This is a genomic window from Mesorhizobium sp. L103C131B0, assembly GCF_000502275.1.
Lineage (GTDB): Bacteria > Pseudomonadota > Alphaproteobacteria > Rhizobiales > Rhizobiaceae > Mesorhizobium.
In genome coordinates this window covers 208,216-233,127 of the sequence record NZ_AYXC01000004.1, presented here as the reverse complement: position 1 = coordinate 233,127, position 24,912 = coordinate 208,216, and the positions used below count along the sequence as shown (strand labels likewise).

The 24,912-nt window shown below is 63.9% G+C and carries 15 protein-coding genes and 1 pseudogene; 11 read left to right on the top strand and 5 right to left on the bottom strand.

Annotation, left to right across the window (positions count from 1 at the left end; all coding sequences use genetic code 11):
- Positions 1-96: 96 nt before the first annotated feature.
- A complete protein-coding gene (locus tag X730_RS153970; protein WP_023672906.1) occupies positions 97-441 on the top strand; it encodes a RidA family protein in 345 nt (114 codons plus the stop codon).
- 122 nt (positions 442-563) lie between these two features.
- Here X730_RS153970 and hutC read toward each other — a convergent pair whose 3' ends face one another.
- Together hutC and X730_RS153980 are read right to left on the bottom strand one after the other, a co-directional pair.
- On the bottom strand, positions 564-1,304 hold the full coding sequence (gene hutC, locus X730_RS153975) for a histidine utilization repressor (RefSeq protein WP_023826111.1): 741 nt from the start codon (positions 1,302-1,304) through the stop codon (positions 564-566).
- Positions 1,301-2,653 carry a formimidoylglutamate deiminase gene (locus tag X730_RS153980; RefSeq protein WP_023826110.1) on the bottom strand — a complete coding sequence of 451 codons (1,353 nt, stop codon included), beginning with the start codon at positions 2,651-2,653 and terminating at the stop codon, positions 1,301-1,303. The genes hutC and X730_RS153980 overlap by 4 nt, the downstream gene beginning before the upstream one ends.
- Before the next feature lie 88 nt (positions 2,654-2,741).
- Between X730_RS153980 and hutI the strand changes: the two genes are divergently transcribed.
- The 10 genes from hutI (at position 2,742) to X730_RS154030 (ending at position 23,100) form a co-directional block, all read left to right on the top strand.
- The gene (gene hutI / locus X730_RS153985) at positions 2,742-3,977 is read left to right on the top strand and encodes an imidazolonepropionase (protein ID WP_023826109.1); all 1,236 of its coding nucleotides are present in this window, start codon (positions 2,742-2,744) and stop codon (positions 3,975-3,977) included.
- Positions 3,974-5,512, top strand: a complete 1,539-nt coding sequence (hutH, locus tag X730_RS153990) for a histidine ammonia-lyase (RefSeq protein ID WP_023702300.1) — start codon at positions 3,974-3,976, stop codon at positions 5,510-5,512. The genes hutI and hutH overlap by 4 nt, the downstream gene beginning before the upstream one ends.
- Position 5,513: 1 nt before the next feature.
- The gene (hutG, locus tag X730_RS153995) at positions 5,514-6,326 is read left to right on the top strand and encodes an N-formylglutamate deformylase (RefSeq protein WP_023826108.1); all 813 of its coding nucleotides are present in this window, start codon (positions 5,514-5,516) and stop codon (positions 6,324-6,326) included.
- A gap of 25 nt (positions 6,327-6,351) precedes the next feature.
- Positions 6,352-8,025, top strand: coding sequence for a urocanate hydratase (gene hutU, locus X730_RS154000; RefSeq protein ID WP_023672900.1), 1,674 nt, complete (start codon positions 6,352-6,354; stop codon positions 8,023-8,025).
- Between the two features lie 12 nt (positions 8,026-8,037).
- Positions 8,038-8,616: a HutD family protein gene (locus tag X730_RS154005; protein ID WP_023715241.1), complete on the top strand. Its 579-nt coding sequence runs from the start codon at positions 8,038-8,040 to the stop codon at positions 8,614-8,616.
- A 313-nt stretch (positions 8,617-8,929) separates the two neighbouring features.
- A complete protein-coding gene (locus X730_RS154010; RefSeq protein ID WP_023826107.1) occupies positions 8,930-17,509 on the top strand; it encodes a glucoamylase family protein in 8,580 nt (2,859 codons plus the stop codon).
- Between the two features lie 343 nt (positions 17,510-17,852).
- Complete coding sequence (locus X730_RS154015; RefSeq protein WP_023672897.1) at positions 17,853-19,625, top strand: glucan ABC transporter ATP-binding protein/ permease; 1,773 nt, start codon at positions 17,853-17,855, stop codon at positions 19,623-19,625.
- Positions 19,626-19,795: 170 nt separating this feature from the next.
- Positions 19,796-20,548, top strand: coding sequence for a heme ABC transporter permease (locus X730_RS154020; RefSeq protein ID WP_023672896.1), 753 nt, complete (start codon positions 19,796-19,798; stop codon positions 20,546-20,548).
- Between the two features lie 201 nt (positions 20,549-20,749).
- On the top strand, positions 20,750-21,433 hold the full coding sequence (locus X730_RS154025) for an outer membrane beta-barrel protein (RefSeq protein ID WP_023672895.1): 684 nt from the start codon (positions 20,750-20,752) through the stop codon (positions 21,431-21,433).
- Between the two features lie 77 nt (positions 21,434-21,510).
- Positions 21,511-23,100 carry a sulfotransferase gene (locus tag X730_RS154030; RefSeq protein WP_023705781.1) on the top strand — a complete coding sequence of 530 codons (1,590 nt, stop codon included), beginning with the start codon at positions 21,511-21,513 and terminating at the stop codon, positions 23,098-23,100.
- Between the two features lie 47 nt (positions 23,101-23,147).
- Here the strand turns inward: X730_RS154030 and X730_RS154035 are convergent, their stop codons facing one another.
- The 3 genes and pseudogenes from X730_RS154035 to X730_RS154040 all read right to left on the bottom strand — a co-directional run bounded on the left by X730_RS154035 (position 23,148) and on the right by X730_RS154040 (position 24,868).
- Positions 23,148-23,444: an addiction module antidote protein gene (locus X730_RS154035; protein ID WP_023672893.1), complete on the bottom strand. Its 297-nt coding sequence runs from the start codon at positions 23,442-23,444 to the stop codon at positions 23,148-23,150.
- Positions 23,437-23,741: pseudogene (locus tag X730_RS1000000166090) on the bottom strand (type II toxin-antitoxin system RelE/ParE family toxin). Before X730_RS1000000166090 ends, X730_RS154035 begins: the two are co-directional and overlap by 8 nt.
- A gap of 68 nt (positions 23,742-23,809) precedes the next feature.
- Positions 23,810-24,868 carry a D-TA family PLP-dependent enzyme gene (locus tag X730_RS154040; RefSeq protein WP_023711607.1) on the bottom strand — a complete coding sequence of 353 codons (1,059 nt, stop codon included), beginning with the start codon at positions 24,866-24,868 and terminating at the stop codon, positions 23,810-23,812.
- Between the last annotated feature and the right edge of the window lie 44 nt (positions 24,869-24,912).

Below are 24,912 nucleotides of genomic sequence, written 5' to 3'. Positions count from 1 at the left end.
GATCCAACCCAGGCTCAAGAGGTTTCGCGCTGTTGGCCTTGCCCGGAGGCGGCAGCGACTCTAAACAGGCGCACCGACAAACGAAGGAACCATCCCATGAGCATTCGTCGCATCGATGTTGGCCCGCGCATGAGCCAGATCGTCATCCACGGCAACACCGTCTATCTCGCCGGCCAGGTCGGAACGCCCGGCGCCAGCGTTGGCGAACAGACCAGGTCGATCCTCGCATCCATCGACGAACTGCTGGCCAAGGCCGGCACCGACAAGACCAAGATCCTGCAGGCGATCATCTGGCTGGCCGATATGGGCACCTTCGCCGAGATGAACAAGGAATGGGACAAGTGGGTCCCGCAAGGCAACACGCCCGCCCGCGCCACGGGTGAGGCCAAGCTTGCAGGGCCGGAATACACTGTCGAGATTATTGTTACGGCGGCGATTTAAAGTGCAGCCTTCTACCTCCCCCTTGTGGGGAGGTCGGACCGAAGGTCCGGGCGGGGGGCTGGCGCCGACCCCCACCCCGCTGCTTCGCAGCGACCCTCCCCACAAGGGGGAGGGTAAAGGAGCTACCCCTGCGAAGGCCTGAACCGCGCCACCAGCGTGTGGCTCTCCGCGGCGTAGGTGAACCTCACCTGCGTCACCGGGTGCTCGGCGCCCCAGGTCCGGCGCTCGACCACCAGGCAGGGCGCGCCGGCGGCGATGTCGAGCGCTTCGGCAATGTGCCTGTCGGCCGCGACCGCGCGGATACGGTGCTCTGCCTCGCTCCACGGCACGCGCCCGATCAGCCAAGGGCCGGGGGCGATGTCGAGAAACTCCTCCTCGGCGGCTTCCGCGACGGCGGCGAGATTGATCAGCCGCTGTTCGTGCGCGAATGGCCGCTTGCCGGCGAAATGCCGGCATTTCAGCGCCAGCACCTGTCCAGCCGCTCCCAATTCCAGCAAGGCGCGATCCTCGGCGCTGCTGCGCCTTTTCTGCCGCGCCAAGCGCTCGTAACGATAAGCCAGGCCAAGCGACTCAACCTCGATCCTGATGTCGTGGATTTCCAGCACCGCGGCCTGCGACTGCGGCTGGCGGACAAAGCTGCCCGAACGGCGGCGGCGCTCTATCAGCCCGGCCTTGGCCAGTTGCGACAGCGCCTTGTTCACTGTCATGCGCGAGCAATTGTATTCGGCCGTCAACTCGTGCTCGAACGGGATGCGGTGACCCGGCGCCCAGGCGCCGGACATTATTTTCTCGCTGATGTCGGACAGGATGCGCTGGTGCAGCGAACCGCCGCCTTCCACCGCCGCTGTCTCTGATATGCTCATGCCGAAAGCGCCGTCATCACATGGCGAAAGCGCTCGGCGATCGTCTCACGCGCTGCATGCCGGCCGCCGCTGACTTGTTTTTTTCCGTGCACCCAGACGCAATCGACCTTGCCGCCATTGGCAAAGATCCAGGCGTCGAGGATCGCATCGCCACTTTTTCCGGCCAGCGAAGGATGGTTTTCGTCGAGTGAGACGAAATCGGCTGCGGCACCGGCGGCGATCCGCGACGGGCCGGCGCCGAGTGCAGTGCTGCCGCCATCGCGGGCCGCGTCGAACAGAGCCCGCCCGGTCGAGCCGCCGGCCACCGCCAGCACATTGCGGGCGCGGTGTGCGAGGCGCTGCGAATATTCGAGCTGGCGCAATTCATCCGGCAGGCCGATCAGCACGTTGGAATCCGAGCCGACGCCGAAGCGGCCGCCATGTTCGATGAACAGAGGTGCTGAAAAGGTGCCGTCGCCGAGATTGGCCTCGGTGATCGGGCAAAGCCCGGCAATGGCGCCGCTTCTGGCCATGCCGGATGTCTCATCCTCGGTCATGTGGGTGGCGTGGATCAGGCACCAACGCTTGTCGATCCCGGCATTGGCGAGCAGCCATTCGACCGGTCGCGCACCCGACCACGCCAGGCAATCCTCGACCTCCTTCACCTGCTCGGCGACGTGGATGTGGATCGGTCCGTCCGGCGCAATGGCGGCAACAGCGCTGAGTTCCTCCGGCGTCGCGGCGCGCAGGCTGTGCGGGGCGACGCCAACGACAGCCTGATTCAACGCACGAACCGATTCGCGGCTTTTCTCAAGCAAGCGTTCGAACCGATTCACATTGTTGATGAATCGCCGCTGGCCTTCGTTGGGCGCAGCGCCGCTGAAGGACGAATGGGCATAAAACACCGGCAGCAGCGTCAGGCCGATCCCGGTTTCGCCGGCGGCCGCGGCAATACGTTCGGCCATCTCGGCAAGGTTGGCATAGGGTTTTCCGTCGCGATCGTGGTGGAGATAATGAAATTCGCCGACGCGCGAGAATCCGGCCTCCAGCATTTCGACATAAAGCTGGGCGGCGACCGCCTCGACCTGGTCCGGCGTCATCGACAGCGCGAAGCGGTACATCACCTCGCGCCAGCTCCAGAAGCTGTCGGCGGAGGGACCGCGCAGTTCGGCAAGCCCGGCCATGCCGCGCTGGAAGGCGTGGCTGTGCAGGTTCGGCATGCCGGGCACCAGAATGGCGTGGCGTTCGTCACCGCTCCGCGGTGAAGAACCTGGCTCCACCTTCGCGATCTGACCGCCGCTCAGCGAGATCCGCACCTTGTCATGCCAGCCATCGGCCAGCAGCACCTGTTCCGCAAAGATCGCCGTCACGTTTTTCTCCGCATTCCATCAACAATGCACTTGCAGCGCGTTTCAATATGTATATACATAATCGCCATCCAAGCAACGGAAAAAGATGATGGCGGCACAAGACAAAAGCCGGGCAGGGGGCCTTCAGCTTTGGCGTAATGCGCGCCTGGCGACCATGGCCGAAGGCGTTGCCGGACTGGGCATTGTCGACAAGGGCGCGATCATCGCCCGTGACGGCGTCATCGTCTATGCCGGTCCGGAAGCCGAGATGCCGTCAGCGTTGGCTCAGGGCGGCGAGACTACCGATTGCGAAGGCCGCTGGATTACGCCCGGCCTGATCGACTGCCACACCCATCTCGTCCATGCCGGCAACCGTGCCAACGAGTTCGAGATGCGGCTGGCCGGCGCCAGCTATGAGGAAGTCGCCCGTGCCGGCGGCGGCATCGTCTCCTCGGTCAAATCCCTGCGTGCCGCGAGCGAAGACGAACTGGTTGCGCAGACTCTCCCGCGCCTTGACGCGCTGATGGCCGAGGGCGTCACCACGGTAGAGGTAAAGTCGGGTTACGGGCTCGATCTCGGAAATGAACGGAAGTCGCTTCGCGCCGCGCGGCAGCTGGACAAGCAACGCCCGGTCACGGTCCGCACCACCTTCCTCGGCGCGCATGCGCTGCCGCCGGAAGCAAAAGGCGACAAGGACGCTTTTGTCGATCTCGTCGCCAACACCATCCTCCCCGGAATCGCCGCCGAGGGCCTGGCTGACGCCGTCGACGGCTTTTGCGAGGGCATTGCCTTTTCGCCGGAACAGATTGCCCGCGTCTTCGACAAGGCCAAGGCGCTTGGCCTGCCGGTCAAACTCCATGCCGACCAGTTGTCCAACCTGCATGGCGCCGAACTCGCCGCCCGCTATGGCGCGCTGTCGGCCGACCATCTCGAATACACCGACGAGGCCGGCGCCGCAGCGATGGCCAAGGCCGGCACCGTGGCGACCATCCTGCCCGGCGCCTACTATTTCATCCGCGAAACCAGGAAGCCGCCGGTCGGCCTGTTCCGCCAGCACGGCGTCAAGATGGCGGTCGCCACCGACAACAATCCCGGGACGTCGCCGCTGACCTCGCTGTTGCTGACCATGAACATGGCGGCGACGCTTTTCGGCCTGACCGTCGAGGAATGCCTGGCCGGCACCACTCGCGAGGCTGCCCGCGCGCTTGGGCTGCTTGGCAAGACCGGCACGCTTGAGGCAGGAAAATCCGCCGACCTGGCGATCTGGGACATCGAGCGTCCGGCCGAACTCGTCTACCGCATGGGCTTCAACCCGCTCCATGCCCGCATCTGGAGAGGACAATGACCGAACTTAACCTGAAGCCCGGCAATGCGACGCTGGCCGACTGGCGCGCTATCTATCGTGGCGCCATGCCGAAGCTCGACGCCTCCTGCCGGCCAAAAATCAAGGCCAGCGCCGAGGCAGTCGCCCGCATCGTCGCCAAGGGTGAGCCGGTCTACGGCATCAACACCGGCTTCGGCAAACTGGCCAGCGTCCGCATTCCGGCCGAGGATCTAGAGACCCTGCAACGCAACATCGTTTTGTCGCATGCCGCCGGTGTCGGCGAGCCGATGCCGGTTTCGGTGGTTCGGCTGATGATGGCGCTGAAGCTCGCCAGCCTTGCGCAGGGCGCGTCGGGCGTACGGCCGCAAACCATCGAGTTGCTGGAAGCGATGCTGGCCAACGACGTCATCCCCATGGTGCCGGCGCAGGGCTCGGTCGGCGCCTCCGGCGATCTCGCGCCGCTGTCGCACATGACGGCGGTGATGATCGGCGTCGGCGAATGCTTTACACCGCATGGCCGCTTCCCGGCCAAGGTCGCTTTCGTCTCGCACGGCCTGGAGCCCGTGACGCTCGGCGCCAAGGAAGGTCTGGCGCTGCTCAACGGCACGCAGTTTTCCACCGCCTACGCGCTGGCCGCTCTGTTCGAGGCCGAAGTGCTGTATCAGTCGGCGCTGGTCGCCGGGGCGCTGTCGACCGACGCTGCCAAGGGCTCGGACGCGCCCTTCGATCGGCGCATCCATCTCCTGCGCAAACATCCCGGCCAGATCGAGACGGCGGAAGCGCTGCGCAACCTGATGGCCGGCAGCGCCATTCGTGAATCGCACCGCGTCGGCGATGAGCGCGTGCAGGATCCGTACTGCCTGCGCTGCCAGCCGCAGGTGATGGGTGCGGCGCTCAACGTGCTGCGCCAGGCCGCCGATACGCTCGGCACCGAGGCCAATGGCGTCACCGACAATCCGCTGATCTTCGCCGAGGACGATACTGCGCTGTCCGGCGGCAATTTCCACGCCGAGCCGGTGGCTTTCGCTGCCGACATGATCGCGCTTGCCGTCTGCGAGATCGGCTCGCTGTCGGAGCGCCGCATCGCCATGCTGGTAGACCCGGCGCTGTCCGGCATGCCGGCCTTCCTGACGCCGAAGCCCGGCCTGAACTCCGGCTTCATGATCCCGCAGGTGACGGCGGCGGCGCTCGTCTCTGAGAACAAGCAGAAGGCCTATCCGGCAAGTGTCGATTCCATCCCGACCTCGGCCAACCAGGAAGACCATGTCTCGATGGCCGCACACGGCGCTCGCCGGCTGATCGGCATGATCGAAAACGCCACGGCCGTCATCGGCATCGAACTCCTGGCCGCCGCGCAAGGCTGCGATTTCCATGCGCCGCTGGCGTCGAGTGCAGCTCTGGAAGCGGTTCGCAAGCTGGTCCGCGCCGAGGTGCCGCATCTCGACAATGACCGGCATTTCCACCCTGACATGGAAAAAGCCATCGCCATGGTGCGCAGCGGCGCTGCCATCAAGGCTGCGAGCGCGGTGACATTGCCTTCGATCTCGGGAGTCTGACATGACCGACTGGCTGACAGTGACGGAAGGCACGGCACCCCTGTTGGTGTCCATCCCGCACACGGGTATCGATCTCGCCGGCATCGACAATCGGCTGGTCTCGCCCTGGCTCGGCCGCCGCGATTGCGACTGGTGGATCGACCATCTCTACGATTTTGCCGCCGGCCTTGGCGCGACTGTCGTGCACACGTCGATCTCGCGCACCGTCATCGATGTCAACCGCGATCCTTCCGGCGCCTCGCTCTATCCCGGGCAGACGACAACGACGCTATGCCCGACCGAGACCTTCGACGGCGATCCGCTGTATCTGCCCGGCGCGAAACCGACGCCATCGGAGATAGACCAGCGTCGCATAGCGTATTTCGTGCCCTACCATGAAATGCTGGCGGCTCAGTCCGTCAGGCTGCGCGGCCTGCATGAGAAGGTCGTCATTTACGATTGCCACTCGATCCGGTCGGTGCTGCCGCGCCTGTTCTACGGCACGCTGCCGGTGTTCAATCTCGGCACCAATGACGGCCAGACCGCGGATCCTACGCTGCAGGCGCTGGTTGGCCAGATCATGGCCGAGAGCGGTGAAAGCAATGTCATCAACGGCCGTTTCAAGGGTGGCTGGATCACCCGCTATTTCGGCAATCCGCAAGGCGGCTACCATGCGCTGCAGATGGAACTTGCCGATCGCGGCTATTTGCGCGAGCCCGAGGGCAAGGGCGAACCGGACAATTGGCCGGTGCCTTATGATGCCGAGTTCGCCGCGCCGATGCGCGCCACACTGACGAAAATCCTCCAATCCGCCATTGACTGGGCCGGGCGCTGAGACGCCGCCTTACTCCAAAGGGACAATGATGAACAATCCTCGCCACAACATCCGCGAAGTGCGCGCGCCCCGCGGCGACAAGCTCAACGCCAAATACTGGACGACCGAAGCGCCGCTGCGCATGCTGATGAACAACCTCGATCCCGATGTCGCCGAAAACCCCAATGAGCTCGTTGTCTATGGCGGCATCGGCCGGGCCGCGCGCACCTGGAACGATTTCGACAGCATCGTCGCCTCGTTGAAGACCCTCAATGAAGACGAGACGCTGCTGGTCCAGTCCGGCAAGCCGGTCGGCGTCTTCCGGACGCACACCGATGCGCCGCGCGTGCTGATCGCCAACTCCAACATCGTGCCGCATTGGGCGACCTGGGATAAATTCAACGAGCTCGATAAAAAAGGCCTGATGATGTACGGCCAGATGACGGCCGGCTCCTGGATCTATATCGGCACGCAAGGCATCGTGCAGGGCACCTACGAGACCTTCGTCGAGGCCGGCCGCCAGCACTACAATGGCAACCTTACGGGCAAATGGATCCTGACCGGCGGCCTCGGCGGCATGGGCGGCGCCCAGCCGCTTGCCGCCGTCATGGCCGGCGCCTGCTGCCTCGCCATCGAATGCAATCCGGACTCGATCGATTTCCGGCTGCGCACCCGCTATGTCGACGAGAAGGCCGAGACGCTCGACGAAGCGATGGAAATGATCGAGCGCTGGACCAAGGCCGGCGAGGCGAAGTCGGTCGGCCTGCTCGGCAATGCGGCCGACATCGTGCCGGAAATGTTCAAGCGGGGCATCCGCCCCGACATGGTCACCGACCAGACCTCGGCGCATGACCCGATTAACGGCTATCTGCCCAAGGGCTGGACGATGGCTGAGTGGCGCGAGAAGCGCGTCTCCGATCCCAAGGCTGTCGAGAAGGCCGCCCGCGCCTCAATGCGCGAGCATGTCGAGGCGATGGTCGCGTTCTGGAATGCCGGCGTGCCGACGCTCGACTATGGCAACAACATCCGCCAGGTCGCCAAGGACGAAGGCTTCGAGAACGCCTTTGCTTTCCCGGGTTTCGTGCCGGCCTATATAAGGCCGCTGTTCTGCCGCGGCATCGGCCCGTTCCGCTGGGCTGCTCTTTCGGGCGATCCCGAGGATATCTACAAGACGGACGCCAAGGTGCGCGAACTCACCCCCGGCAACACCCATCTGCACAACTGGCTGGACATGGCACGTGAGCGCATCGCCTTTCAGGGCCTGCCGGCGCGCATCTGCTGGGTCGGCCTCGGCGACCGCCACAGGCTGGGGCTCGCCTTCAACGAGATGGTGGCCAGGGGCGAACTCAAGGCGCCCGTCGTCATCGGCCGCGACCACCTCGATTCCGGCTCGGTGGCTTCGCCCAACCGCGAGACGGAAGCGATGAAGGACGGGTCCGACGCCGTCTCCGACTGGCCGCTGCTCAATGCGTTGCTCAACACCGCGTCGGGCGCAACCTGGGTGTCGCTGCATCATGGCGGTGGCGTCGGCATGGGCTTCTCGCAGCATGCCGGCATGGTCATCGTCGCCGACGGCACGCCGGACGCCGCAAGGCGCCTGCAGCGCGTGTTGTGGAACGATCCGGCGACAGGCGTCATGCGCCACGCCGATGCCGGCTACGACATCGCCATCGAGTGCGCGAAGGAGCACCAGCTCAATCTGCCCGGTATTTTAGGCTGATTGGCTTAAATGATGCGCATCCTACGGGCCGCCGACTACCGGGTCATGCCGTGGAAGAATGGCGGCGGCACGACCACCGAGATCGCCGTCTCGCCGGACGGCGCCGGCCTGGACGATTTCGACTGGCGCGTTTCGATGGCGCGAGTCGAGGATAGCGGGCCGTTCTCGGGCTTTGCCGGCGTCGACCGCACGCTGGCCGTGCTGGAAGGCGAGGGCATCGTCCTCGACATTGCTGGCCGGCCGCCGGCCGAAGTGACGGCGGCTTCCGCCCCGCTGTCCTTCCCGGCCGATGTGCCGACCTCGGCGGCGCTGATCTCCGGTCCGATCACCGACCTCAACGTCATGACCCGCCGCGGGCGGGCCATGCACACGGTCGAGCGCCTGGTGATCTCGGTTCCGACCGATACCCGGCCGACCAGCGCTATGACCCTGATCCTGCCGTTCGACGGTGAGGTCGGCGTGACCGGCGCGACATCGTCGCGCCTTGGACCTCGCGACACGCTGTTGCTCGGACCGCAGGCCGCGAAACTGCGGCTTGAACCGGTGCGGCCGACGATCGTGTTCGTCGTCCGGATAGCCAGCCTGGGCTAGCCGCACCGCCAACACAACGATTAACGCCTGTTGCCAAACATGATCGCACGCCGGAGAAATCTGGCGTAAGCTGTTGTCTGGATCACGAAAAAGCCCGAATCCTTCCGTCGTTCCAAGGCGGACGGGAGGGCAGGGGTGCTCGTCCTTAAGTTGTCGAAAGCCCCACTTAAAATGTCGAAGGGATAACGCCTCTGGCGTGGTGAGAAGCAAAACTTTCGGCCAGTGTAATCATGCAACCAATTGCATTTGAATCGGTTTTAGGGACATTGCCGTGGCGGTGGCGCCGCATCGCGTCCCCCATGCGGAATTTTCAATGAATATCCAGACAAATCCTGCCCATATCGAAAAGTCCAGCGCCGGCTTCCCGGTCATCACCGAAGAGCCGATACGCTCCAATTTCCTGCCCGAAGAGCGGCTGCGCGCGCTGGGCGAAAGCCTCGCCAAGGGCGACATCAAGGACCTGTTCGGCCTGACGCAGTTCGATTTCCAGGCCCGCATCCGCGACAGCGCCAAGAAAATCCTCGAAGTCTACCGCTCGACCAATGCCGCCCAGGCCAAGGGCGAAACCATCACGCCTGCCGCGCAATGGCTGCTCGACAACAATTATCTCGTCGAGGAGACCATTTTTCAGGTGAAGCGCGACCTGCCGCGTCGTTTCTACCGGCAGTTGCCGACCCTGGAAGTGGCCAACCGCGCCGCGGTGCCGCGCGCGCTGGCCCTGGCCTGGAGCTATGTCGCCCATTCCGACAGTTCGGTTTCGGCGACCATGTTCAAATCCATCGTCGAGGGTTTTCAGTCGGTCGAGCCGCTCAAGATCGGCGAGCTCTGGGCGCTGCCGTCGCTGCTGCGCTTCGTTTTGATCGAGAATCTGCGCCGCATCGCCGTGCGCGTCGACCGCACCAGGCAGATGCGCCATATCGCCAACGAGGTCGCCGACCGCGTGCTGGCGACCGACGACAATGCAGACCGCCGGAAGATCCTGTCGGGCTACGGCGCGCATGCGCAGGACACCACCTTCGCCACCCAGTTGCTCTACCGCCTGCGCGACGGCTCGCAGAATGCCGGCAGGGCGCTGGAATGGCTGGAGGTCGAGCTCGAGAAAACCGGCTCCGACGCCGAGGAAATCATCATTTCCGAGCATCGCACGCTGTCCAGCGGCAATGTCACCACCGGCAATATCATCCGCGGCCTGCGCCTCATCAACGACGTCGACTGGACGGTGTGGTTCGAGGGCGTCAGCCGCATCGACACGCTGTTGCGCGAGCGCACCGATTTCGCCGCGCTCGATTTCTTTTCGCGCGACCAGTACCGCACGTCGATCGAGCAACTGGCGCGGCGCTCCGACCTGTCCGAATTCCGTGTCGCCGAAAAGGCCATCGAGCTGGCCAGCCATGTTCCCGGGGTCACCGATGCCTCCGGCGTGCCGGATGCATCAGCCGATCCGGCCATGCATACCGATGTCGGCTTCTTCCTGGTCGGCCCGCGCCGGCCGGATCTGGAAAAGGCGATCGGCTATCGGCCGCCCTTCCATGTGACCTTCAAGCGCGCCTTCACCGCCACGGGCTGGCTCGGCATCGTTGTGCCGGTCTTCCTGCTGACGGTGCTACTGCTGGTTGTCTCCGGCAATGCGCTTGCCCATCTCGGCCTGTCGGTGGAATCCATCACGCTGATGCTGGCGCTGTTTGCGGTGCCTGCCAGCGAAGGCGCGCTCGCCTTCTTCAACACCGTTGTTTCACTGTTCCTGAAGCCGACGCGGCTCGTCGGCTATGACTACAAGCACGGCATTCCGGCGGCATCACGCACCTTGGTCGTGGTGCCGTCGCTGATCGGCTCGCGCGATGATGTCGAGGAAAACATCCGCAACATCGAGGTGCATCACCTCGCCAACACGGCCGAAGAAATCCATTTCGCGCTGCTGTCCGACTGGCCGGATTCCAAGACCGAGATCGACGCCGCCGACATCGAGATCCTGCAATATGCGCGCGACGAGATCGCCAGGCTCAATGCCCGTTATCCCTCGGAAGGCGCGCCGCGTTTCTATATCCTGCATCGCCGCCGGCTCTACAACCAGGCGCAGGGCGCCTGGATGGGCTGGGAGCGCAAGCGCGGCAAGCTGCATGAGCTGAACCTTCTCTTGCGCGGCGACAGCGACACCACCTTCCTGCCGCTCGACGTGCCGCTGCCGGAAAAGGTCGTCTATGTCATGACGCTCGACGCCGACACGCGCACCACGCGCGACGCCGTGTCGTCACTGGTCGGCAAGCTCGCCCATCCGCTCAACCGCCCGCATTTTGACGCGACAAAGCGCGTCGTTACCGCCGGCTACACCATTCTGCAGCCGCGCATCACAGCCTCGCTCACCAGCGGCGACGACGCTTCTTTCTTCCAGCGCGTCTTCTCGTCCAACAGCGGTCTCGATCCTTACGTCTTTGCCGTCTCGGATCTCTACCAGGACGTCTTCAGCGACGGCTCCTTCACCGGCAAGGGCCTTTATCACGTCGACGCTTTCGAGGCGGCGCTGCAGGGCCGCATCGAGGAAAACACCGTCCTCAGCCACGATCTGCTCGAAGGTGCGCTGGCGCGCGCAGCACTTGTCACCGACGTCGAACTGGTCGAGGACTATCCTACCCGCTACTCGGTCGACGCCTCGCGCCACCACCGCTGGGCGCGCGGCGACTGGCAGCTGCTGCGCTTCATCTTCTCGCCGCGTTCCGGCGTGCCGGCGCTGTCGCGCTGGAAGATGGTCGACAATCTGCGCCGCTCGCTGACCCCGATCTTCTGGGTGATGGCGGCGATCGCCGGCTGGACGCTGCTGCCCTTCACGCAGGCCGCGCAGTGGCAGGCGCTGCTGATCCTGTCGCTGTTCATGGCGCCGACCTTCGATGTCGTCAACGCCATCCTGCCCAAGAGCGGCGACCAGACGCCGCGCGGCCATTTCTCCGCACTGGCGCACGACACCGTCTTCGGCACGGCCCTTGTGGCGCTGAAAGTGCTGTTGATGGCGCACAATGCCTGGATGATGGGCGACGCCATCGTGCGCACGCTCTACCGCCTGTTCGTCAGCCGCCAGAACCTGCTGGAATGGCGCACCGCGTCGCAGGCGCACAAGGGCGGCGACAACGATATCGGCTCCTATTACAGCATGATGTATGGCGCCGTGATCATCGGCGTCGTCGGTCTCGCTATCCCCGTGCTGGCCGATTCCACCGGTGCCTTCGTCGCCTTCTTCTTCGCTCTGTTCTGGATCGGTTCGCCGGCGGTTGCCTGCTGGATCAGCCGCTCGGCCGAGACCGAGGACCGCCTGCGCATATCGCAAGCCGACATCCACGCGCTGCGCACCGTGGCGCGCCGCACCTGGCATTATTTCGAAACCTTCGTCACGGCCGAGCACCACAATCTGCCGCCCGACAATTTCCAGGAAAGCCCGGCGCCGGTTGTGGCGCCGCGGACGTCGCCGACCAATATCGGCGTCTACCTGCTGTCGGTGGTGTCGGCACGCGATTTCGGCTGGATTGCGCTCTCCGACGCCATCACTCGCATCGACGCCACGATGACGACCATCGAGAGCATGCCGCGCAACCGCGGCCACCTCTTCAACTGGTACGACACCACGACGCTCAAGCCGCTCTATCCGCTCTACATCTCGGCCGTCGACAGCGGCAATCTGGCCGGACATCTGGTCGCGGTGGCGGCGGCCTGTGCCGAGTGGGCGGAAGCCCCGTCCGTTCACCTGCAGGGCGATTTCGAAGGCGTCCTCGACACGGTGAGTATCCTCGACGAGAGCCTCGAGGAATTGCCTGACGACCGCCGGCAACTGCGGCCGTTGCGCCAGCGTCTGGCCGATCGCCTCGATGGCATGCGGCGCGCCGTCATGACCATCAAGGCGCAGCCGGAGATGGCCTCGATCCGCACCATTAACCTGGCCGTGCTTGCCGGCGAGATCCGCAAGCTCGCCACCGCCATCCACACCGAGGCCGGATCGCAGCGCAGCGACATTATCGCCGACTGGGCGGCACGGCTGGAAGCGACCTGCGAGGCGCATGTGCATGACTCGCACAGCGACGAAAACGCCGTCGAAGCCTTGCGCGCCAAGCTGCTGGCGCTGCGCGAACGCTGCCGCCGCTATGCCTTCGAGATGGATTTCTCTTTCCTGATGCGTCAGGAGCGCAAACTGCTCTCGATCGGCTACCGGGTCGAGGAGCACCAGCTCGATGAGAGCTGCTACGATCTGCTCGCCTCCGAGGCGCGGCTGACCAGCCTGTTCGCCATCGCCAAGGGTGACCTGCCGACGGAGCATTGGTTCCGGCTTGGAAGGCCGATCGTCGAGATCGGCTTCCAGGGTGCGCTGATGTCCTGGTCGGGCTCGATGTTCGAGTATCTGATGCCGCCACTGGTGATGAAGGAACCGCAGGGCTCGATCCTCAACCAGACCAGCAAGCTGATCATCAAGCGTCAGATCCAGTACGCGCGTTCGAAGAACGTGCCCTGGGGCATTTCGGAAGCGGCCTACAATGCCCGCGACCGCGAACTGACCTACCAGTATACCAATTTCGGCGTGCCCGGACTTGGCCTCAAGCGCGGCCTTGGCCAGAACACGGTGATCGCCCCTTACGCCACGATCCTCGCGGCGCAGTTCACACCGCGCGAATCCGTCCAGAATCTGGCTAGGCTGCGCTCCATCGGCGCTCTCGGCCGGCATGGCTTTTACGACGCCGTCGACTTCACGCCGCAGCGCGTGCCGGAAGGCACCGACCACGCTGTTGTCCTGAACTACATGGCGCATCACTCCGGCATGTCGATCGCCGCCGTTGCCGACGCCATCTTCGAGGGCCGGCTGCGCGACCGCTTCCACAGCGATCCGGTGATCGAGTCTGCCGAACTCCTGCTGCAGGAGAGGGCGCCGCGCGACATCCCGACCGCCACGGTCAGGACCGAAGCCGACGAGCGCTCGAAGGACGAGACCGAGGTCGAGAGCCCGGATTCGCGCATCGTCCTCGACCCGCTGAGGGCGTTGCGCGCCACCAGCGTCATGTCCAATGGCCGCTACTCCGTCATGGTCTCGGCCACCGGTTCCGGTTACAGCCGCTGGGGCGAACTCGCCGTCACCCGTTGGCAGCCCGACCCGACCGAAGACCGGCTCGGCTCCTACATCTTCCTGCGCGACGCCGGCAGCGGCGACTGGTGGTCGGCCACCGCGGAGCCGAAGCAGGCGACCGGCGAGAGAGTGCAGACGCTGTTTTCCGACGACAAGGCGAGCTTCGTCAAAACAGTGGGCTCGCTTCGTTCGGAGGTCGAATGCATCGTCATCTCGGAAGGCAATGGCGAGGGACGGCGCGTCACGCTCTACAACGACGGCGCCACTGACCGGCATATCGAGGTGACCTCCTTTGCCGAGCTGGTGCTGGGCAACGAAGCCTCCGACAATGCCCATCCTGCGTTCTCGAAAATGTTTATCGAGACCGAGATCGCCGCCAATAACGGCGCCATCTTTGCCACCAGGCGCAAGCGCGAGAAGAACGAGCCTGACGTCACCATGGTGCATTTCGTCACCGATCCGTCCGGGTCGGCGCGCGATGCCGAGGCCGAAACCGACCGCCGTGCCTTCATCGGCCGTGGCCGTACCATCGCGGAAGCGGCGGCCTTCGATCCCGGCGCCAAGCTTGGCGGTCACCACGGCTTCACCCTCGATCCGGTAGCGGCCCTGCGCCGCCAGGTGCGGGTGCCGGCCAACAAGAAGATATCGCTGACCTTCTGGACCGCCGTCGGCGCCAACCGCGCCGAACTGGACGAGGCCATCGCCAGGCTCGACCATCCCGAAAGTTTTGCTCGCCAGGCGATGCTTGCCTGGACGCGTTCGCAGGTGCAGACCCGCCATCTTGGTCTCAGCCTGACCGACGCCGCCAACGTGCAGAAGCTGGCGCGCTTCCTGATCTATCCCGATCCGTTCCTGCGCCTGCCCGGCGAATCCATCGCTTCGGGGCTGGGCAAGCAGTCCAGCCTGTGGCCGACCAGCATTTCGGGCGATTTCCCGATCTTCCTGGTCCGCATCGGCGACGTGGCCGACCTCGAAATTGTCGCCCAGGCGCTGCGCTTCCAGGAGTATATGCGCGCCCGCGGCATGATGATCGACTTCGTGGTCGTCAACGAGCAGGCATCGTCCTATGTCCAGGACCTGCAGCGCGCGGTCGAAACGCTGTGCGAAAACAGCCGCCTGCGCGGCAAGGAACTCGGGCCGCGCCAGCACATCTTCGCCGTGCGCCGCGACCTGATGGACGAGGCGACGTACAAGACGCTGCTGGCGGTTGCCCGCGTGGTTCTGCACACGCGCAACGGCACCATCTTCGACCAGATCGAACGCGCCGAGGCGGCAACCTTGCAAGCACGCGATGGCCTGCAGCCGGCGGCCCCCGCGTCACTGCGCGAGCCGTCTCTGCCGGTGCCGGCGGCGCCTGCATACCATGCCGCGTCCGACAGCAGCGCCGACGGCAGCGGCCTCAGCCAGTGGAACGGCTTCGGCGGTTTCGAAGGCGATGGCCGTCACTATGTCACGCGTCTCACCGGCCGGCGCACGACTCCGCAGCCCTGGATCAACGTCGTCTCGAACGCCTCGTTCGGATTCCATGTCTCGGCCGAAGGCGCTGCCTTCACCTGGAGCCGCAACAGCCGCGATTACCAACTGACGCCATGGTCGAACGATCCGGTCACCAACCGGCCGGGCGAGGGCATCTACATCTACGATCAGGCCAGCGGCAAGGCATTCTCGCCGCTGGCTGCCGTGGTCCGCGATCCCTCGATGACCTATGAGACATGGCACGGCCAGGGCTTCTCGACCTTCCGATCCAAACGCGGCCCGCTGTCAATGGATCTGACGCACGTCGTCGATCCCGTCGATCCAGTGAAGATCACGCGGCTGCGCATCCAGAACTCGGGCTCGGCGCCGGCGCGGCTGCGCATCTATGCCTATGCCGAATGGGTTCTCGGCAGCCATCGCTCGAGCACGGCTGCGACCATCATCCCGTCCAGGGATCCAGCGACCGGCGCGCTTCTGGCGCAAAACCCCTACGGTCTCGATTTCGGCGACCGGGTGGCCTTCCTGGCCGCCACCGGTCCGGTGCATTCGGTGACAGCCGATCGTGGCGAGTTCATCGGCAGGCAGGGCACCAGCGCCTTCCCGCACACTGTCGTCAGCGGCGCCGGCCTGTCGGGCCGCGTCGAGGCCGGCGACGATCCGTGCGCAGCTGTCGCCAGCGACATCGACATCCCTGCCGGCGGCGACGTCACGCTGGTCTGGCTGCTTGGCGACGCCGCTACATCAGCCGAAGCGAGCGCGTTGGTGCAGACCCATTCGGGCAAGGATTTCGACCAGCGGCTGGCCGATAATGAACGCGTCTGGCGCGGCTTCCTCGACACCATCCAGGTCGAGACGCCCGACAAGGCGCTCGACGCCATGGTCAATCACTGGCTGCCCTATCAGAGCCTGGCCTGCCGCATCCGCGCCCGCTCGGCCTTTTATCAGGCAAGCGGCGCCTTCGGCTTCCGCGACCAGCTACAGGACACGCTGGCCCTGCTTGCGCATGATCCGAAACTGGCGCGCAACCAGATCCTCAATGCGGCGCGCCGGCAGTTCCCCGAAGGCGACGTCCAGCATTGGTGGTTGCCGCGCACCGACGCCGGCGTGCGCACTATGATCTCCGACGATGTGGTCTGGCTGGCGCATGCCACCAATCGCTACATCGAGGTGACCGGCGATACAGGGATCCTGAAGGAGCAGCTGCCTTTCATCGACGGGCAGGTGTTGGGCGAGGGCGAGCACGACGCCTTCTTCACGCCGGAAATCTCCAAGACGAGCGCTTCGCTTTACGACCATTGCGCGCGCGCGCTCGACCTTGCGGTCAAGCGCAGCAGCCCGGCCGGGCTGCCGCTGATCCTCGGCGGCGACTGGAACGACGGCATGAACCGCGTCGGCGAAGCCGGCAAGGGGGAGAGTGTCTGGCTCGGCTGGTTCCTTTTGAAGACGCTGGGCGACTTTACCACCGTGGCCAAGGGGCAGGGCGACACCAAGCGGGCGCAGGCCTGGACAAAACACGCCGATGTGCTGAAGCGGGCGCTGGAAAGCACCGCCTGGGACGGCCAGTGGTATCGCCGCGGCAGCTACGATGACGGCACGCCGCTTGGCTCGCACAATTCGGACGAGTGCAAGATCGACTCCATCGCGCAGTCGTGGAGCGTGCTCTCCGGCGAGGGCGACCCCGCGCGCTCGACCACGGCGATGCAGCAGGCGACGAACCTGCTGGTCGACGACAAGCTCAAGATCGTCAAACTGTTTACCCCGGCCTTCCAGAACACGAGAAAGGACCCTGGTTACATCAAGAGTTATCCGCCGGGCGTGCGCGAGAACGGCGGCCAGTACACCCATGCGGCGACCTGGTTCGTGATCGCGCTCGCCGAAATGGGCCGCACCGACGATGCCTATCGCTGCTTCTCGATGCTGAACCCGGTCAACCATGCGCTCGACGATGCATCGGCCGAGCATTATCGCGTCGAGCCGTACGTCGTCGCCGCCGACATCTATTCCGGTGAGGACAAGGGCGGTCGCGGCGGCTGGACCTGGTATACGGGCTCAGCGGGATGGCTCTACCGTGCTGCGGTCGAAGGCATTCTGGGCATTGAGCGGCGGGGCAAGCAGATCACGTTCCGGCCGAAACTGCCCAGCCATTGGGACGGCTATTCTGCCACGCTGAAGATGCTGGGGTCGGAGATCAAGGTTCGCGTCATCCGCGACAAAAAGGCCAAATCCATCTCGCTCGAAGTCAATGGAACCAAGACAAAATCTTCCGGTTTTCAGCCGAAAGCCGGCGACAAGACCGAGGTGGTCGTCAAGATACCCTCGTAAAATCAAAGGCTTCAGGTTATTGACGCGCGCCTTTCGAGGCGCGCGTTTTCTACTTCGGCATGCTCCTGGCGCAGAACGGCGTGCCTTCCCGATAACGGCGGTCCAAGCGTGCAGTGACTAAAAATGTGGCAGGGCCAGCTGCTGCCATGATTTTGCCGCAAGACTGACATTTCACCTTTTATCTCAAACCGTTAGGTGATCACGGCAGATTTCGCAACGTCGTCATCTTTTGTTCGCAGAATGGGAACGGAAGAGGTAGACGGGCATTGTTTTGCGACCCGTTAACCGGTACGTGTCAAGAAATGGTGCGGTGCACAATAATGTTTTGGGCGGAGTAGCTGAAGTGTCACTTCTGCAAATCTACTGGAGAGCGCTGGGTTATCTCGCAGCCGACAGGAAGCGCGTTGCGTTTATCTGCGGTGCGAATGTCGCGCTCGCCATTATCGCCATCCTCGAGCCGATCATGTTCGGCCGGGTAATCGACGCCATCTCCGATAAGGGTTCGGTGTTTTCGACGCTGGCGCTGTGGGCCGGTCTCGGCGCCTTTAACATCGTCGCCTTCGTGCTGGTGGCGCGCGGCGCCGACCGTTTTGCCCACAAGCGGCGCAGCGAGGTGCTGTGCCAGTCGTTCGAGCGCGTGATCACCATGCCGCTCGCCTGGCACCACCAGCGCGGCACCTCCAACGCGCTGCACACGCTGCTGCGCGCCGTCGAGACGCTGTTCAGCCTGTGGCTTGAATTCATGCGCCAGCATCTGTCGACGGCTGTTGCGCTGGCTCTGCTGATTCCGACCGCTATAAGCATGGATCTTCGCATGTCGCTGGTGCTGATGGCGCTGGGCGTTCTCTATGTCGGCATCGGCCGGCTTGTGATGAAGCGCACCAAGGCGGGCCAGGCCGCGGTCGAGCGCCACTACCATCAGGTGTTCGCGCATGTGACCGACTCGGTCAGCAATGTCGCCGTGCTGCAGAGCTACAACCGTCTCGGCCACGAGGCCGATACGCTGCGCCGCTATGTCAAGAACCTGCTCGACGCGCAGAACCCGGTGCTCGACTGGTGGGCGATGGCCAATGCGCTGCACCGCCTGTCGTCGACCATTTCGATGATGGTTGTGCTTTTGATCGGCGCCTATCTGGTCACCCATGGCCAGCTCAAGATCGGCGACGTCATCGCCTTCACCGGCTTTGCCACGCTGCTGATTGCCCGCCTCGACCAGATGTCGGCTTTCGCCAACCAGATTTCCGAAGCCCGCGCCAAGCTCGAGGACTTCTATCACCTCGAGGATTCGGCCGCCGACTCCGCCGAGCCGGACGGCTTGCGCGACCTCACCAACGTCACCGGCCATGTCCGCTTCGAGAATGTCGGCTTCGAGTTTGCCAATTCGCGGCAGGGCGTCGACGACGTCTCCTTCGAGGTCCAGGCCGGGCAGACGGTTGCCATCGTCGGCCCGACCGGCGCCGGCAAGACGACGCTGATCAACCTCTTGCAGCGCGTCTTCTCGCCGTCTCATGGCCGTATCCTGATCGACGGCATCGACACCCGCACGGTGACCCGCAAGTCGCTGCGTCATTCGATCGCCACCGTCTTCCAGGATGCCGGCCTGCTCAACCGCTCGATCGAGGACAACATCCGCGTCGGTCGTGCCGAGGCGACTTATGACGAGGTTCACGCCGCCGCCAACGCGGCTGCCGCGCAGGATTTCATCCTTGCCAAGAGCGCCGGTTACGACACCGTCGTTGGCGAGCGCGGCGGCCAGCTTTCGGGCGGCGAGCGTCAGCGCATCGCCATTGCCCGCGCCGTGCTCAAGGACGCACCGATCCTGGTGCTCGACGAGGCGACGAGCGCGCTCGACGTCGAGACCGAGGACCGCGTCAAGGAAGCCATCGACGAACTGAGGCGCAACCGCACCACCTTCATCATCGCCCACCGCCTGACCACCGTTCGCGACGCCGACCTGGTCGTGTTCATGGACAAGGGCAAGGTGGTCGAGATGGGCGGCTTCGCCGAACTGTCGCTGCGCAATGGCCGTTTCGCCAGCCTGTTGCGCGCCGGCGGCCTGCTCAACGACGAGGAAGTCCGCCGTCTCAGCCGCACGGTGAATATCGAAGCGGCGTAGGCTTTTTTACCTCCCCCATGTGGGGAGGTCGGACCCGTAGGGTCCGGGTGGAGGTAGTGCCCCACCACCCCCACCCCGCTGCTTTGCAGCGACCTCCCCACAAGGGAGAGGGTAAGCACTGCGACAACCGCTCGATTGCCCCGAACGCGCCGCCGGTCTATCTAGACCTTATGAGCGACACCTCCTCACGCCTCGCCGGCTGGACCGACCTCGCCAACCCGACGCGCTTTGTCGGGCTGGCCGACAGGCTGGTGCCGTGGCTGGCGTCGATCGCCGCGATCCTGCTAGCCATCGGTCTCTATATGAGCTTTGCCGCGCCTGAGGATTTCCAGCAGGGCATCACGGTGCGCATCATGTACATCCACGTGCCTTTCGCCTGGCTCGCCATGATGTGCTACACGGTGATGGCGGTCGCCGCGCTCGGTACGCTGGTCTGGCGCCATCCGCTGGCCGACGTCGCGCTGAAATCTGCAGCCCCGATCGGCGCCACCTTCACCGCGCTTGCGCTGGTCACCGGCTCCATCTGGGGCAAGCCGATGTGGGGCACCTGGTGGGTGTGGGATGCCCGCCTGACCTCAGTCTTCATCCTCTTCCTGATGTATCTCGGCATCATCGCGCTGACGCGCGCGCTGGATGACGCCAGCCGTGCCGCCTGGGCCGCCGCCATCATCACGCTGGTCGGCTTCATCAACATCCCGATCATCAAATTCTCGGTCGACTGGTGGAACACGCTGCACCAGCCGGCCTCGGTGTTCCGGCTCGGCGGACCGACGATCGATCCCAGCCTGCTATGGCCGCTGCTGGTGATGGCGCTCGGCTTCACCGTGCTGTTCTTCGCGCTGCACCTGACGGTGATGCGCACCGAGATCCGCCGCCGGCGGGTGATCTCCATGCGCAGGGTGGCGGCAAGGCAGGCCGACTAGCGCGATTTCAAACGGAAGGGACAGCCATGCGCCTGCCGCCAGAAACATTAGCATGTGCTGCTATGTTGCGGTGCGGCAACAAGAATTCTCAAAAGATCGTTCCCGACCTCGCTTTGCTCCTTGATCTCGTTTGCGTTCTTGACAGCTCGGCCGCCAAGCAAGAGTGATATTAGTCACTAGTTGTTGCGAGGGGATTCGACGATGAAACTGTGCCTGCTGGCTGGCGTTTCGACATTTGCATTGGCGCTTGGCTGGAGTTCGGCCTACGCCGCAGACGCGCTTGTCGACGTGCCGAGGGCGGAGGATCTCTGGTACGTCACGCTCTTCGGCGGCGCCAGCTTTGCCAACAATGTGAAGACGGACTACGATAGTGGTCGGTATTCCGTGGATCTTGACAGTGGGTTCGTGATCGGCGGCGCTGTCGGTCGGCGGATCAACGACACGTTCCGCGTGGAAGGCGAACTGTCCTACGCGCGCTACAAGGCAAGCGAGTACAGCTTCAGCTTCCCTCCTGCCGACCAAGGTTCCGGCCCAGCTTCCGGCAATCTGTCGGCCACCTATCTTCTCGCCAACGTCTGGGCCGATGTTGCGCATTTTGGTGATGCCAAACTCTATGTCGGCGGCGGTCTCGGCGCGGCCTATGTTACCGCCGATACTCATTTTGATGGCCACGCCTATGGATACGGGCCTGGCGGCTGGGGTTTCGCCGGCCAGGTGGGCGCCGGTGTTACCTACGCGGTAACGCAGAATGTCGACCTCGATTTCGGTTACCGCTTCAAGGCCGTGACAAGCGTGGATCTAGACGACAATGATGGCGGCGGCACATACGAGAACGCCAAATTGTACTCCCACAATCTCCAGCTTGGCGTTACCCTGAAGTTCTGATTGGTTCGTCGCAGGTCGCGACCGGGATCTGACGGATGCCGCTCTTGCCACGCCGGCAACCCCTGGGTCTGCCGGCAATGATCTCAGCCTCGCTGCCGACCGCCGGTGAGCCGGCGGAAAAGACATTGCAGCGCGGCATCGACCTGCAACGGCGCAAGCGTTTTCGCGAGGCCGAGTTCTGCTACCAGACGGTGCTTCGCACGCAGCCCAAAAATGCCATGGCGCTGAACCTGATGGGCACGCTCGCCATCGAGGCCGAGCATCATGACGCCGCCATTGCCTATATGGAAAGGGCGGTCAAGCTCGAACCGGACAACGCCATCTTCCGCAACAATCTCGGCAATGCCTACAATGTCACCGGCAACGTCGACAAGGCGCGCAGACATCTGAGAAAGGCGATCGAGCTCGACGGAGGGCTCATCGAAGCGCTGTGCAATCTCGGCCGCTCCTATCGTAGCCAGCTCGAGGGCGACATTGCCGAAGGGTTCTATCGCCAGGCGCTGGCTATCGACGGCCAGTCGGTGATGGCACTTGCCGGTATGGGCGATTTGCTCACCGACATTGGCCGGCCGGCCGAGGCGGTCGAATGCTTCAGCAAGGCCCTTGCCATCGACCCGGGCCATGTCGAGGCGCTGGCTGGAATGGCGCTTGCGCGCCGGGCGGTCAAGGACGATCCGACGTTGCCTTTGGTGCTGAAACGCCTGGAATTGCCGACAACCACCGATCGCGAGCGGGTAGTGCTGCACCACGCCGCCGGCAAGATGCTCAACGATCAGCGCGAGTATGGCCCGGCCATCCGCCATTTCGCGAGGGCCAAGGCGATTTCCGGCAATGATTTCGACATCGACCGGCACACCCAGCTTTACGACAGCTTCATCGACACTTTCGACGCTGGCTTCTTCAAGACGCGAGCCAGTTTGGGAAATCCATCCAGGCGCCCGGTCTTCATCGTCGGCATGCCCCGGTCGGGAACGACGCTGACCGAGCAGATATGCGCCAGCCATCGCGATATCTATGGCGCCGGCGAGTTGTCGACCATTCGTTCACTTGCCGGCGAACTTGGGTTCGACAAGCTCGACCCAGCCATTTTCACCAAGGGCATGGCGGCGCTCACTGCGGCCAAGGCCAAGGAGCTTGGATCGAAGTATCTCGACGATCTCAGCAGACGCAACAGCAAGGCGCGGCTTGTCGTCGACAAGATGCCGCATAATTTCGAGCTGCTGGCCTTCATCAGCCTGATCTTGCCGAACGCCCGCATCATCCATTGCCGGCGTGACCCGATGGACAATTGCGCGTCCTGTTTCATGCATAATTTTTCCGAGGCGCACGGCTATAATGCCGATCTTACCAAGCTTGGGCAGTATTACCGGCAGTATGACCGCCTGATGCGCCATTGGACCAAGGTCATCCCGCTGAATATCCACGACATGCCCTACGAAGAAACGGTCGCCGATTTCGAAAATCGCGCCCGTGGATTGATCGGATTCCTCGGCATCGAGTGGGACGATGCCTGCCTGCGTTTCAACGAGACCGAGCGCACCGTGCGGACGCCGAGCCGCTGGCAGGTGCGCCAGCCGATCTATTCATCCTCGGTCGAGCGCTGGAAGCTGTATGGCGACGCGCTGGATCCGCTGAAGGCGGCGCTGGGTCCGGTTTATCCGTCCTGATTTCAGTTGGCCCGAACAACCTCGCGCTCGACGCGCGCTGGCGTAGATTAGACCTGAGTTGCATCGTGCTTTGGGGCCAAATGAAAGCCGAATGCTTTCATGACCGCCAGTGTGGTTTCCAGCGTAGGATTACCGTTTTCGCTGAGCGAGGTATAAAGATGCTCGCGAGCCAAGCCGGTCTTTCTGGCAATGTTGCTCATCCCCTTGGCGCGGGCAACGACACCGAGGGCGGACGCGACGAATTTGGCGTCTCCGGTTTCCATTGCCTCTGCCAGAAACGCCTCGATTGCCGTATCGGAATCGAGCATTTCGGCGGGATCGAAATCATAGATTTTTTCAACCATTGTCGTCACTCCATTCTACGGCCAGGCGCTTTGCTGTCCGTATGTCGGTTTCTTGTGAACTTTTATCCCCGCCGCACAGGAGCAGGATGACCGTTTCACCGCGCTTATGAAATAAACGCGATAGCCGGGCCCATAGTGAATGCGCAATTCACTGATGCCTTCACCCACTGGGGCCACGTCGCCGGGATTTCCTACAATCAAACATTGCAGCCGAACGGCAATTGCCGCCTTGGCTCTTCCGTCTTTCAGCTTTTGGTGCCACCTCCGAAAGGTGGCTGTCTGCTTCAGGATTGCCATGGTGGCTAGTAAGTTATAAATTACAATTCGTCAATGTCGAAATAGGGCGAGCCTCCAAAACGAAAGCCTCACTCCATCCGCCCACGCGCTTCCACCTTCAGCGTTTCCAGCACCTTGTCACCGTCGATCAGATGCACCTGGTCGAACAGGTTGGTCACGACGCAGCAATGATCAGGCACCACGCGCACGCGCTCGCCAATGCGAAGCTTCGCACCATTTCCAAGCGTGACCGTGCCATGTTCCTCGCTCAAGCTGGTGACGCGGGCGCCGGGCATGCCGAGCAGCTCGCCAAAATCGGGGAGCCCCAGCGTGTCGCTGGACAGCGCCTTGCTGCCGCTGTCGAGGATGGCGCGGGCCGGCGTCGGATGGCTGACCACGGTGGCGAGCACCGTCAGCGCACAATCGTCGAGCGTGCCGACGCCTTTGGCGACCTGGTAGCGGTCGAGATAGATGTAGGTGCCGGGGCGGTATTCGGTAACGACGCTGTCCTCGCCGGAGCGCCACATATCAGGCGTGCCGCCGCTTGAAATGCGATCACAGGCGAGACCCGAGGCCGCGAGCGTTTGCTTGGCGCCGGCCAGCCAGGATTCAGCCTCGGCGGCGCGGCCGGCCGCGGGGTAGGTCATCAGCCCGCCGAAGGTGAGCCCCTTGGCTTGGTCGATCAACTTCGCCAGTGCCAGCGCCTCGGCGGCGCTCTGCACGCCGCAACGGCCCATGCCGGTGTCGCATTCGACCAGGACGGGCAGGGGGTGCCCGGTATCGGTGAAGGTGGCGGCGAGCCCCTCCAGCGTTTCGAGGCTGTCGGCCGTCACTGACAGTGTCACGCGGCCATGCAGCGCCTTGAGGCGCTCCAGCTTGGCGCGGCCAAGGATGTTGTAGGGCAGGAAAATATCGGTCAGCCCGGCATCGGCCATCACTTCGGCCTCGCCGATCTTCTGGCAGGTGATGCCGACCGCGCCGGCCGCCATCTGCTTCTTCGCCCAATAAGGCAGTTTGTGCGTCTTGATGTGCGGCCTGAGTTTCAGCCCGTGGCGGTCGGCATGCGCCTGCGCTCGTGCGATGTTGGCTTCGGCGCGGGCCGCGTCGATGAGGATCGCCGGCGTGTCGAGGTCGTCTATGCCTTGCATGAATGTCACCCTGGGAAATCTGGCTGGACTTATGGCCCCGATCC

What these genes read in the sequence shown, in the direction of transcription:
- X730_RS153970 (WP_023672906.1), top strand. Translation starts at nt 97, where the DNA reads ATGAGCATTCGTCGCATCGATGTTGGCCCGCGCATGAGCCAGATCGTC.
- hutC (WP_023826111.1), bottom strand. Translation starts at nt 1,304, where the DNA reads ATGAGCATATCAGAGACAGCGGCGGTGGAAGGCGGCGGTTCGCTGCAC.
- hutI (WP_023826109.1), top strand. Translation starts at nt 2,742, where the DNA reads ATGGCGGCACAAGACAAAAGCCGGGCAGGGGGCCTTCAGCTTTGGCGT.
- hutH (WP_023702300.1), top strand. Translation starts at nt 3,974, where the DNA reads ATGACCGAACTTAACCTGAAGCCCGGCAATGCGACGCTGGCCGACTGG.
- hutG (WP_023826108.1), top strand. Translation starts at nt 5,514, where the DNA reads ATGACCGACTGGCTGACAGTGACGGAAGGCACGGCACCCCTGTTGGTG.
- hutU (WP_023672900.1), top strand. Translation starts at nt 6,352, where the DNA reads ATGATGAACAATCCTCGCCACAACATCCGCGAAGTGCGCGCGCCCCGC.
- X730_RS154005 (WP_023715241.1), top strand. Translation starts at nt 8,038, where the DNA reads ATGCGCATCCTACGGGCCGCCGACTACCGGGTCATGCCGTGGAAGAAT.
- X730_RS154010 (WP_023826107.1), top strand. Translation starts at nt 8,930, where the DNA reads ATGAATATCCAGACAAATCCTGCCCATATCGAAAAGTCCAGCGCCGGC.
- X730_RS154020 (WP_023672896.1), top strand. Translation starts at nt 19,796, where the DNA reads ATGAGCGACACCTCCTCACGCCTCGCCGGCTGGACCGACCTCGCCAAC.
- X730_RS154025 (WP_023672895.1), top strand. Translation starts at nt 20,750, where the DNA reads ATGAAACTGTGCCTGCTGGCTGGCGTTTCGACATTTGCATTGGCGCTT.
- X730_RS154030 (WP_023705781.1), top strand. Translation starts at nt 21,511, where the DNA reads ATGATCTCAGCCTCGCTGCCGACCGCCGGTGAGCCGGCGGAAAAGACA.
- X730_RS154035 (WP_023672893.1), bottom strand. Translation starts at nt 23,444, where the DNA reads ATGGTTGAAAAAATCTATGATTTCGATCCCGCCGAAATGCTCGATTCC.
- X730_RS154040 (WP_023711607.1), bottom strand. Translation starts at nt 24,868, where the DNA reads ATGCAAGGCATAGACGACCTCGACACGCCGGCGATCCTCATCGACGCG.